The following is a 12,705-nucleotide window of genomic DNA, read 5'->3' on the forward strand; positions in this document are numbered from 1 at the left end:
AGAACTGACCTTTATCCACTTGAAATCATTCGTAATAACACCCGGAATGAGCCCTTATACAACATGATTGGAGGCAGTTTCGTCGCGGTACTGTTCCGGTGTCGTAACCAGGTAGTCGAGCGGGTCGGCAACGGCAGGCATCGGCGCATCGAACGCCATCACTGGTCGCACCGTTTCGGCTGGATCGGTGGTTTCGACGCGGCCTTGGGTACCGAGATAATGCGACAGGACATCCTCGACCTCACCCCTGCCTTCGAACAGATCGTAGGTGGCGGCGACCGTCGCTCCCGCATCCGGCGTGCCGGGATGAGCCTCGACCGCAACGGGCGTCAACGCGTCCAGCGGGATCACGTCCGCCTCCACCGCCAGCGCATCGGCGGGGATGGTCGATGACGATGCCGACGATACGATAGCGGCACCATCCGCCGGCACGTCGATCGTCACGCTCAGCGTCGCCGTGGCGAGTACCCCGTTCGGCTGCACCAGCTGATAGGTGAACGTGTCGAGGAAGTCGGTCGCCGAATAGCCCAGCGTCGCGCTCGGCTGATAGACGTACCCGCCGGTCTCGTCGACGGTCAGCGTGCCATGCTGCCCGACCAGCGCGACGGGCGTATCGCCGACTTCGGTGAAGCCACCGCCGGCGTTAACGCGAATGGCGGCGAACGGCGTGTTGGCGACATCGTTGTCGAACAGATTGCCCGTCGCCGTCTCCCGCGTGGCGAGGGTGTAATCGTCGAGGAACGTGGTGGTCGATCCCAGCGACACGGCCGTCGTGAAGGTGCCGAGCGCCGCGCTGCTGCCGACCGTATAGGTGTAGCTGCCGCTCGGCAGATCGTCGATCGTGAAGGTTGCCCCGGTGCCGATCGGCAATCCCGCCAGCGACGGTATCGTCTGCCGCAGGACCAGTCCGCCCGCGCCGTCGAACACGCTCAGCGTATAGCTTGGCAACAGCGAGATCGACAGATTGGGCTGCCGCACGGCGGTGATCGTGATGTCCGCCAAGGCATCGGGCGCGACGACGAAACTCCCCGTACCAAGCCCCGTCGACGGTTGCAGCAGGCCGCCCGGCTGCGAGGTGAACGTGAACGCCTGCGTTACCGGAGCGGTCGTCACGACGTTGGCGAAGGTCACGTCGACCGCGGCGACATCGGCATTGGCGACCGGCGACCCCGTCACATCGGGGCTACCGATGGTGATCGACAGGTTCGCGCTCTCCACCTCCCCGTCGCTGGGATCCAGCAAGGTATAGGTGAACACGTCGGTCTGGCCGATCGCGGCCGCGCTCGCATCCGGCGTGTAGCTGTAGCTGCCGTCCGGATTGATCGTCAGCGTGCCCCACGCGCCATCGACCACGCTGCCGCCCGCCGAGACCGTGCTGGTCACGCCGTTGACCGTGACGCTGGTGACGCGCGTACCCGGCGACACCACGTCGACCTCGCCGTTCGGACCGGCATCGACGATGACGTTGCCGACTGTGGCGGCGGGCGTCGCACTGGCGATATCGGTGAAGTCGGAATCGACACCGGTCACGGTAAGATTGCCCAGCAACCCGATGCCGGCCGCGCCCTGGTAGGTCAGGAACGCGCGATATTGGCCCGGCCCCAGCGTCTCGGTCGCGCTGAGATTGCCGTTCAGCAGACCGATATCGAGCAGCGATGCGGGGCCGTTACCGCTGACCGCGACCCATTGCGTCCCTTCCAGCCGCTGGACCACGACGGCGTAATTGCTGGCGACGCCGATGTCAGCCAGCGCGTCATAGGTGAATCTGGCGTCGAGGGTGTGCCCTTCGGCCACGCTGAAGCGGACGTTGTCGACGGCGAGCACCTGCGCCTGCAGGTTGACCAGCCCGAGCGAGACGAGCGCGACATAATCGGCCCTGCCCAGATTGACCGGTGTCGTGACCGGCACGAGGTCGATCAAGGCGGTGTCGGTATTGTCGAACGCCCGGATATCGAACGGGGCGGCAATGTTGGCCGGTCCCGAGACATTGCCCGCGCCATCCGCCTGCGTCACCGACAGCGTGCCGCCAGCAGCCTGCGCCGGCGCCAATGTGACCGTGAACCCGCCATCGGCAGTGACGGTGCCGCTGCCGAGCAGGACGCTGTTCGCGCCCCTGACCTCGACGCGCGCACCCGGTTCACCGGTGCCGGTCAGCGTCGTGCCGTCGCCGGTCACCGCCAGAGCGGTGGGTGGCGGTGGCGCGGTAAGATCGGGCGCCACCGCGATCGTCCCGCCGGACGCATTGCCGGCGGGGTCCCGCTGCGTCGCGACGACGGATTCGCCGTTCCGCTGCAGGACATCCAGAACCACCTGATAACCGCCGCCACTGGCGACCACGCCCGTGCCGAGGACGGCACCCGCCGCGGTGGTGATGGTGACGGTCGCGCCGGGTTCGCCGATGCCGGTCACCACCCCGCCCGTCCCGTCGACCACCGCGGTCGGCGCCGCCGGGGCGGTCAGATCCGGTGCGATCGCCGGGATCGGGGGCGAGACGTTGCCCGCGGCATCCGACTGGACGACGGTCAGCACTTCGCCATTGCGCTGCGGGACGTCCAGCGTCGCGCTATACGTCCCGCCCGCACCGACGATGGCGGTGCCCAGCACGGTACCACCGGTGCCGGTTACGGTGATCGTCGCCCCGGTTACGCCCGCGCCGACCACGGCGCCACCATCTGCGGTAACGGCCGCGGTAGGCGCGAGCGGCGCAGTCGTATCGGGAGCGACCGGATTGGCCGGGGGCGATACGTTGCCGGCGCGGTCAGCCTGCGTGACGGTCAACGTCTGGCCGTCGAGCTGCGCCTGCGACAAGGGCACCGCATAATTGCCCGACGCATCGACCACCGCGTTACCGAGCGACGCCCCGTTCCCGCCGCTGACCGTAACTGTCGCACCCGGTTCGCCCCGGCCCGTGACTAGCCCGCCATCGGCCGAGACGCTTGCGGTCGGCGCAAGCGGCGCGGTCGTATCGGGAGCGACCGGATTGGCCGGGGGCGAGACGTTGCCGGCACGATCGGCCTGCGTGACGGTCAACGTCTGGCCGTCGCGCTGCGCCTGCGACAAGGGCACCGCATAATTGCCCGACGCATCGACCACCGCGTTACCGAGCGACGCCCCGGTCGGGCCACTGACCGTAACCGTTGCACCGGGTTCGCCTCTGCCAGTGACGAGCCCGCCGTCGGCCGAGATGCTTGCGATCGGCGCAAGCGGCGCGGTCGTATCGGGAGCGACCGGATTGGCCGGGGGCGATACGTTGCCGGCACGGTCGGCCTGAGTGACGGTCAACGTCTGGCCGTCGAGCTGCGCCTGCGACAGGGGCACCGCATAATTGCCCGACGCATCGACCACCGCGTTACCGAGCGACGCCCCGGTCGGGCCACTGACCGTAACCGTCGCACCGGGTTCGCCCCTGCCAGTGACGAGCCCGCCGTCGGCCGAGACGCTTGCGGTCGGCGCAAGTGGCGCGGTCGTATCGGGAGCGGCGATCGGCGCGATACCGGAGGCGTTGCCGGTCGGATCGCGTTGGCTTGCCCCCAGCTGTTCGCCATTGGTCTGCGGCGGCGTCAGCGGCACGACGAACGTACCGTCGGGGGCGACGATCGCCGAACCGATCGATACGCCGCCCGCGCCGGTGATCGTCACCGTCGCGCCCGGTTCGCCGGTGCCGGTGACACTCGTGCCATCGGCGGCTACGACCGCGTTCGGCAAACCCGGAGCGGTGAAGTCGGGCGCGACGAGCGGCGTGGCTGGCGAGGTATTGCCGGAGGAATCGCTCTGGCTGACCAGCAGCGACTCCCCGTTGCCCTGCGCCGTCGCGAGCGTGACGGCGTAGCTGCCATCCGCCGCGACGATCGCGCTGCCGAGCGGCGCGCCACCCGGACCGGTCACGGTGACGGTGGCACCCGCTTCGCCGACGCCCGTCACGGTCGCGCCATCGACACCGATCGCGGCAGTCGGCGCGGCTGGCGCTGTCGTGTCGAGCGCCGCGTCGAAGGTCGGTGGCGACACGTTGCCGGCGGCATCCGACTGGGTCGCCGACAATGTTTCGCCGTTGAGCCGCGGTGGTGCGAGCGCGATGGTGAAGCTGCCGTCGGCGCCGACCGGTACGGTGCCGATGATGCCGCCATCCGGATTGCGCAACGTGACGGTGGCGCCGGGTTCGCCGGTCCCGCTCGCCGACGCGCCATCCGCGGCGATCGACAGCGTCGGTGCGACCGGCGCGGTGAGGTCCGGCGCGACCGCCTCGACCGGTGGCGAGACGTTGCCACCACCATCGGTCTGCGTCGCGTTCAGCCGTTCGCCATTACGCTGTGCCGGATCGAGCGATGCGACGTAGCGGCCATCCGCGGCCACGACGGCGAGCCCGACGACCGCACCCGCGGCGTCGGTGATGACGATCCTGGCGTTTGGTTCGCCATTGCCGGTGACGCTCGTCCCGTCTGCGGCGACGCTGGCCGTGGGGGCTGCGGGCGCCGTAAAATCCGGCGCGACCAGCGCGATCGGGGGGGAAACGTTGCCGGCCGCATCCGCCTGCGTGACAGCCAGCGCCTCGCCGTTGGTCTGTGCCGGGGTCAGCACCGCCGCATAGGCGCCGTTGGCCGCGACAGTCGCGGTGCCGAGCGCGATGCCGCCGACGCCGCGTACGGTGATCGTCGCGCCGGGCTCACCGGTGCCCGTCACCACGCCGCCGGTGCCGTCCAGCGCCGCGGTTGGCGCAGCGGGCGCGGTGAGATCGGGCGCGACGGCGGTGGCCGGCGGCGAAACATCGCCGTCCGCCTCGGTCTGCGTGACCCGCACGACCTCCCCGTCGACACGCGCGGGGGCCAGTACGACGCTGTAATTGCCGTTCGCGTCGGCGATGCCGGTGGCGATCACCACCCCCGTCGCGTCATAGACGGTGATCGTCGCTCCTGCGATTCCGGCGCCGTTCACCGATGCGCCATCGGCACCGACGACAGCGGTGGGCGCGTCCGGATCGCTGTCCGCGACCAGATCGGGCGCGACTGTGCTGGTCGTCGGGGAAACGTTACCCGCCGCATCGGCCTGCCGCACCGACAACACTTCGCCGTCGGTCTGCGGCGGGGTCAGAGGTGCGACATAGCTGCCGTCGGCGGCGACGGTCGCGCTGCCGATCACGACACCCAGCGGATTGCGGATCGTCACGGTGGCGCCGGGCTCTCCCGCGCCGCTGACGGTCGTGCCGTCCGCCCCGACGATCGCCGCGGGCGCGGCGGGGGCGGTCAGATCGGGGGCCACCAAATTGGCTGCCGGCGACGCATTGCCTGCCGCGTCCGTCTGCACGACCGCCAGCGTCTGCCGATCGACCTGCGGCGTCGCCAGCGTGATGGTATAGCCACCCTGTGCGGTGACGATGGCGCTGCCCAGCGCGTTGCCGGTCGTATCGGTGACGGTGACGCGGGCGCCCGGTTCGCCGGTGCCGCTCACGATCGCCCCGGTCGCGTCGAGGGTCGCGACCGGCGCCGGCGGCGCAGTGATGTCCGGCGCGACCAACGAGAGCGGGGCCGAGGCATTGCCGGCCGCATCCGTCTGCACGACGGCGAGCGTCTCGCCGTTTGCCTGTGCCGGTGACAGGGGTGCGGTATAGCGGCCGTCCGATGCGACGTCCGCCGTGCCGATCACCGTTCCGGCTGCGTTCGTCACCACGATGCGGGCGCCGGGTTCGCCCGTTCCGCCGACGCTCACGCCATCGGCGGCGATCGTCGCGGTCGGCTGCGCCGGTGCGGTGAGATCCGGCGCGACTGTGCTCGCGGCGCCGGAGACGTTGCCCGCCGAATCTGCCTGCCTTGCCTCCAGCCGTTCGCCGTCGACCTGCGCCGGGTTCAGCGTCGCACTGTAGCGGCCATCCGCCGCCACCGTCGCGCTGCCGATACGCGTGCCGTCCGGATCGGTAATGGTCACGCGGGCACCGGGTTCACCGGTCCCGGTCACGACGGTGCCATTGGCATTGACGCTTACCGTAGGCGCTGCCGGCGCGGTGATGTCGGGGGCGGTCAGCGCGATCGTCGGCGATACGTTGCCCGCCGCGTCGGCCTGCGACGCCGTCAACGCCTCACCATTCGCCCGCGCGGGTGTCAGCGCAACCGTATAGCTGCCATCGGATGCGACGACCGCCGTCCCGATCACCCCGCCGCCGGCATCCGCGACGGTGACGGTGGCGCCCGCCTCGCCGATGCCGCTGACGGCGCTGCCGTTCGCGCTGACGATCGCGGTCGGTGCAGCCGGCGCAGTGATGTCGGGTGCCGCCGCAGCGGTGGCCGGCGAGACGTTGCCTGCCGCGTCGGTCTGGGTGACCGCGACCGTGCCTCCGTTCGCCTGCGCCGGTGCCACCGGAACGGCGAAGCTTCCGTCCGCGCCGACCACGCCGCTGCCGATCGTCGTGCCGGACCCATCGCGAACGGTGACGGTCGCGCCCGGCTCGCCAGTACCGGTCACGACGCTGCCGTCCGCGCCGACGTTCGCCACCGGCGCGGACGGCGCCGTGATATCTGGCGCGGCGACACTGGTCGGGGCGGACACGTTGCCGGCGGCATCGCTTTGGGTCACCGCGATCGTTCCGCCGTTTGCCTGTACCGGGTTCAGGATAACGGCGTAATCGCCCTGCGGATTGACGGTGGCTGTTCCGATCGCGGTGCCATCGGCGGTGCGCACGATCACCGTGGCGCCGGCTTCTGCGGTGCCGGTGACCACCACGCCCCCGGCGTCGACGGTTGCGGACGGCGCTGGAGGGGCCGTCAGGTCCGGTGCGATCGCGACCGTCGGCGGCGATATGTCGCCATCTGCGTCGGTCTGCGTGACGCGGATCGTCTCGCCGTCGATCCGTGGCGGGATCAGCGCGACGCTGTAACTGCCATCCGCGCCCGCGACGCCCGTGCCGACCACGATCCCGTCGCCATTATAGAGCGTGACCCTGGCGCCCGCGTCGGCGGTGCCGGTCACCGCGCCGCCATCGGCAGCCACCGCAGCCGTCGGTGCATCGGGTGCGGTGTCGACGATCAGGTCCGGTGCGGCGACGGTGACGACCGGCGACGCATTGCCGGCCGCATCGACCTGCCGAACGGACAATAGCTCGCCATCCGTCCGGGCGGTCGACAAGGTCACGACATACGTGCCTTCCGCGCCGACCACGGCCGTACCGATCACCGCGGCCAGCGGATCGCGGACGGTGACGGTGGCTCCCGCCTCGCCCGTGCCGGACACGCTGGTGCCGTCGGCGGATACGGTGGCGATCGGTGCGGGTGGCGCGGTGAGATCGGGTGCGGTGAGCGGCGTCGCCGCCGAGACGTTGCCGGCGGCGTCGGCCTGGGTCACGCCCAGCGTCTGACTATTCACCTGCGGCGTCGCGAGCGGGATCGTATAGCTCCCCTGCGGTCCGACGGTCGCGCTGCCGATATCCGCACCGCCCGCGTCGCGAACCACGACCCGCGCCCCTGGTTCCCCCAAGCCGCTGACGATGGCCCCAGTCGCATCCAGCGTCGCTACGGGAGCGCCGGGCGCGGTGACATCCGGCGCGGCGATCGTGATGCCGGGCGAATCGTTACCCGCGGGATCAGTCTGGCCGATCGTCAGCGTACCACCATTCGCCTGTGGCGGGCTCAACGCCACGACATAGCCACCCTCCGCCGTTACCACCGCGCTGCCGACCACCACGCCCGACGCATCGCGGATCGTCACCGTCGCGCCCGCCTCGCCACGCCCGGTGACGGTCGTACCCGTGACGTCGATCGCCGCGCTCGGTGCGGCCGGTGCCGTAATGTCCGGAGCCGCCAGCGTGACTGCGGGCGATACGTTGCCGGCGGTGTCGGCCTGCACGACCGACAGCGAACCGCCATTCGCCTGCGTAGGGGAAAGCGTCGCAGTGTATGTCCCATCGACTGCCACCACAGCCGTGCCGATCACCGCCCCCGATCCGTCGCGGATCGTCACCGTAGCGCCTGCTTCGCCGCGGCCGGTGACCGCAACACCCGTGGCGTCGATCGCTACGCTCGGTGCGACCGGTGCTGTGATGTCCGGAGCCGCCAGCGTCACCGCGGGCGATACGTTGCCGGCGGCGTCCGCCTGCACGACCGATAGCGAACCGCCATTCGCTTGGGCGGGGGAAAGCGTCGCGGTGTACGTGCCATCGGCTGCCACCACGGCCGTGCCGATCACCGCTCCCGATCCGTCGCGGATCGTGACGGTTGCTCCAGCCTCGCCGCGCCCGGTGACCGCCACACCCGCAGCGTCGATCGCCGCGCTCGGTGCGACCGGTGCTGTCACGTCCGGAGCCGCCAGCGTCACCGCGGGCGATACGTTGCCGGCGGCGTCCGCCTGCACCACCGACAGCGAACCGCCATTCGCTTGGGCGGGGGAAAGCGTCGCGGTGTACGTGCCATCGGCTGCCACCACGGCCGTGCCGATCACCGCTCCCGACCCATCGCGGATCGTGACGGTTGCTCCAGCCTCGCCGCGCCCGGTGACCGCCACACCCGCAGCGTCGATCGCCGCGCTCGGTGCGGCCGGTGCCGTAATGTCCGGAGCGGCAAGCGTCGCCGCGGGCGATACGTTGCCGGCGGCGTCCGCCTGCACCACCGACAGCGAGCCGCCATTCGCCTGCGTAGGGGAAAGCGTCGCGGTGTATGTCCCATCTGCTGCCACCACGGCCGTGCCAATCACCGCTCCCGACCCATCGCGGATCGTTACCGTAGCGCCCGCCTCGCCGCGCCCGGTGACGGTCGCACCCGTGGGATCGATCGCCGCGCCCGGCGTGTCGGGCGCAGTGATGTCCGGGGCGATCGCCGACGTGCCGGCGGACACGTTGCCCGCAGCGTCGGTCAGGGTGACGACCAGCGGTTCGCCGTTCGTCTGGGGTGGTTCGAGCGTCACGGCGTACGTGCCGTCCGGACCGACCACGCCGCTGCCGACGACGATGCCCGCGCCATTACGCACGTCGACCGACGTGCCGGGTTCGCCGCGCCCGCTCACCTGCACGCCATCGCCGCGCACCGCTGCCGTCGGCGCCGCGGGGGCATCGCGGTCGGGGGCGGTGTTGCCCGATCCGTTGCCCGGATCGGGCGGGCCACCGACGTCATCATCGTCATCGCCCCGGTCGTCGTCACCACCGCCGCCGCCCGCCACGGCGGCGACGGCGCCGGCCGCGGCCAACCCGCCGAGTAGCATCGCCGGCACTGCCAGCGACGATCCGCCGCCATCCCCGCCCGCCGCGAGCAGATCGTCGAGATCGGCCAATGTCGTGAAGCGTGGCGCACCCGTCCCGATGCGGGCATGCCATAACGTGCCGTCACTTTCGCGCAGCACGAGGTCGTTCGGTGCCGCCGCGCCCCCGTCCGGATAGAAATCGGCGATGCGAACCTGTTCGCCGGTGACCAGTCGGATGACGAGATCCTGCCCCTGCCGCTCGAACCCGGCGACCTCGGCACGCGCCAGATCCAGCCGGACGATGCTCGGCGCGTCCAGATCGATCGCATCCGCAGCCACCTGCACCACGGCACCCGTCGCCTTCGAGATCACTTCGACGTTCATCACTCGCTCCCTTTCGATCCAGCCCCGACGGGGTCGCCGCGCGACCCCGCTCGTCCGCCGCCCCCATTCGGGTGACGGCGGACGACACAGCTGATTTCTCTGAAGCAAAAACCGCGATGTCATGGCGCGGCTGCGTTCATTCCGATTTCGGAATCAATTCGGGTTGTGGCGCATCATCGCACCTTTACGCTGAGGGAACTTGGCCAATGCGATACGTCAGCGAAAGGATCAGATTGGATGTTGAACGACAACGATGATGGTTCGATTATCATCATGGCCGGCGACATCGAATACTATCGAAGGCGTGAATTGCATGAGCGCCGCATGGCGCGCCGCACGCGTTGCAAGCATGCCCGGCGCATCCATGCCAATCTCGCCGGTTTCTACGCCAGCCGCCGTGCAGCCATCGCGCCGGGGCCGCCGGCCGGCCCGTCATTCTGGCAAACCGTGCTCGACTGGTTCGCCGGCCTGCGGCCGCGCGTCTAGCGCGTCACCCCGACGCGACCGTCTTGTCGATCACCCGCAACCGGATGCGACGAATCGATCCATTTTGGTAGTTAACGGCAGGAACGGTGATTCGTCGGGCGGGTTGTGTGCCCATGAGTCATCCTTTGCCCCATCTGTTCGCGTTCGAGGAAGCAGACCATCTCACCCGCGTTCACCTCAAACTTGCACTTGAGGATATCGGTTTCGCCGTGGACGAACGGGAACGCACCATCGCGATACTCGGCCACGGCGGAACGGCGCAACCTGTCGCCAAGCCTCTGGATACCCCGCATAAAACGAGATAGGCTCACCATCGATCAACAGGCGGCGGCAACAGGTCGTCATCAGGAGGCGGTATGAAGACGGTGTCCTATATCTGCGCGGCGATATTGCTGGCGTCCGGTCCTGCCGCGGTCGCGCAACAGACGACCGCCACCCCCACCGTACCGGCGGACGCAACCGCGGCCGCAGCAGCGCCGACGCTAACCGAGGCGGAGCAGGCGACGATGAAGAAGTGCGCGAAAATGGCACCGGCGCAGCAGGCGCAGAGCTCGAAATGTTCGGCAGTCATGACAAAGGCCGGCAAGGACGATCCCGCCAAATCGCGTGGCCCCGGACCGAGCCGATAGGGCGAACTGCAGGGGAATTAGCGCCCCGCCTTGGGTGCTGTCCGTAGGACGGGGCGCCGGTCTCCGTAGTGACCAGTCGTATGCTTGTGCGCTAATCCGCGCCGCGACAAGTGAAATCGCGGCGCGTGTGCGTCATCAATGCGCGATTGGCGATGCATCGAACCCCGTCAGCAGCATCGCGATATCGTCGTAATGCGCGATGGCGCCCCCGAGCGCCCCATCGTCGAAGCCGCCCGATCGCACCGCGATCGCGGCGATCCCGCAGCGTTTTGCCGCCTCGATGTCATAAGGCGTATCGCCGATTACGATGGCACGTTCTGGGCGCGACCCAACCTTGGCCAATGCAGCGGCGAAGATGTCGCCAGCCGGCTTGGTCGTCGAGACATCGTCTTTGGACGTCGTCGCATCGACCAGGTCGCCGGCGGCCAGCAGGCGGACGTAATGATCCAGTTCCTCGCCGTTCGCCGACGAGGCCAGCACGACCTTGCGGCCGCTCTCCTTCGTCCGGCGGAGCATGTCGGTTGCGCCGGGGAACGGCCGGACGAGATCGAGATAGCGCGCCTTGAAGATCTCGCCATGACGCCGCGTGAGCGTCTCGCGCTCGGCTTGCGACACGCCCGGCAGCAACGCGGGTACGAGCAGGTCGCCGCCCTTGCCGATCTGGCCATGGATCGTACCGCGGTCGAAGACGTGACCGCTCTCGCGGAACGCCCGTTCCCAGGCGTCGACGTGAAAGTCGTTGCTGTCGACCAGCGTCCCGTCGAGATCGAACAGGACGGTCTCGATCCGGGCACGCTCGCGCATCAGCCATGCCGCCAGTGCACCCGCGCCCAGCAACGCCGCGCCGGCACGCGCGCGCCCTCGCTTGCGCATCAGGCGCAGGCCCACCGTCGCCACGGCACTGGTCGCCCAGCCGGCCTTGCCGATCCCCGCGGCGTGTCCTGCATGCGCGACCATCCGGCTGGCGGCGAATTCGGCCGTTACGCCTTGCCGGCGCCGGTGGCTTTCGGCGGGGACGGCACGCTCCACCCGGTCTCCTGCGACGTGATCCGCAACCCACGATCCACGCTCGCCGAGCGGTCGTGACGCGCCCGTGGTCGTATCCTGCGCGGTCTGATGTTCCAGTTCGGCGTTCAGCTCGGCGCCGAACACGAGGATGTAGCTCGACAGGTACAGCCACGTCATCATCACCACGACGGCGCTCAGCGAACCGTAGGTCGCGTTGTAATTGCCGAAGTTGGCGACGTAGAGGCCGAAGCCGATGCTGAGCAGCAGCCAGCCGACCGCGGCGAATGCCGATCCGGGCGTCAGCCACAGCCAGCGCGCCTGCGATCGCGATGGCCCGAAGCGGTACAGGGTCGCCGCCGCCCCGGCGCCAGCGGCGAGCAGCAGGGCATAGGTCGCGAGCTTGCCGATCACGACGACGACGCCCGGTGCACCCGGCAGCAATGCCTGCAACTGCCCCAGCGCGGCGATCGCCACCGCCGCGACCAGCGCGACGACGACGGCCGCCAGCGTGATGCCCAGCGCCAGCAGGTTGACCTTGATGAAGCCCCGCTTCTCCTCTTCCTCATAGGCGACGTTGAGCGACGTGATCACCGCGCCTGCGCCGTTGCGGGCGCCGAACAGCGCGAGGCCAAGGGCCAGCAACAGCCCGAACCCCTTCTTGCCATCTGACGACTGGACGACGTTCATCAACTGTTCGCCGACCAGCTTGGCCGCATCGGTCGGCATCACCGCGGTCAGCTGGTTGACGTTTGCGATCACCGTCTGCGGATCGGCGATCAAACCGTAACTCAGCACCACCGCACCCAGCAGCGGCACCAGCGCGAGGAATCCGTAGAAGGCGACGCCCGCGGCGATCAGCCCGACGTTGTCGCTGCTGGTCTCCGCCCAGGTTCGCCGTAGCACGGCCTTCCAGCCGCCCGCCGGCAGCGCCCATGGGCTAGTTGCCTGATGCCCTTGATCGTCCACGTTAGCTCGCCCCTTTTTACGTCACGTGGCAAGCGAACCGGCAGCGGCGAACAGTGTTCCGATGTCCGGTGCAAAGGTG

Annotated in this window: 5 protein-coding genes; 3 read left to right on the forward strand and 2 right to left on the reverse strand. The window is 69.5% G+C overall.

The window, feature by feature from the left end; genetic code table 11:
* Positions 1 to 54: 54 nt before the first annotated feature.
* Entirely contained in the window at positions 55 to 9,537 is a 9,483-nt protein-coding gene (locus tag NF699_08280; GenBank protein USU06641.1) for an Ig-like domain-containing protein, read from the reverse strand.
* A 237-nt stretch (positions 9,538 to 9,774) separates the two neighbouring features.
* On the opposite strand from NF699_08280, the gene NF699_08285 reads away from it, so the two are divergent.
* From NF699_08285 to NF699_08295, 3 genes are all read left to right on the forward strand, one after another.
* Positions 9,775 to 10,023, forward strand: a complete 249-nt coding sequence (locus NF699_08285) for a hypothetical protein (GenBank protein ID USU06642.1) — start codon at positions 9,775 to 9,777, stop codon at positions 10,021 to 10,023.
* Between the two features lie 125 nt (positions 10,024 to 10,148).
* Complete coding sequence (locus tag NF699_08290; GenBank protein USU06643.1) at positions 10,149 to 10,328, forward strand: hypothetical protein; 180 nt, start codon at positions 10,149 to 10,151, stop codon at positions 10,326 to 10,328.
* A 51-nt stretch (positions 10,329 to 10,379) separates the two neighbouring features.
* Entirely contained in the window at positions 10,380 to 10,652 is a 273-nt protein-coding gene (locus tag NF699_08295; GenBank protein ID USU06644.1) for a hypothetical protein, read from the forward strand.
* Between the two features lie 135 nt (positions 10,653 to 10,787).
* Here the strand turns inward: NF699_08295 and NF699_08300 are convergent, their stop codons facing one another.
* Positions 10,788 to 12,626, reverse strand: a complete 1,839-nt coding sequence (locus tag NF699_08300) for a YihY family inner membrane protein (protein ID USU06645.1) — start codon at positions 12,624 to 12,626, stop codon at positions 10,788 to 10,790.
* Positions 12,627 to 12,705: the final 79 nt, after the last annotated feature.

Source organism: Sphingomonadaceae bacterium OTU29LAMAA1 (assembly GCA_024072375.1).
In the GTDB taxonomy this organism is placed as follows: Bacteria; Pseudomonadota; Alphaproteobacteria; order Sphingomonadales; family Sphingomonadaceae; genus Sphingomonas.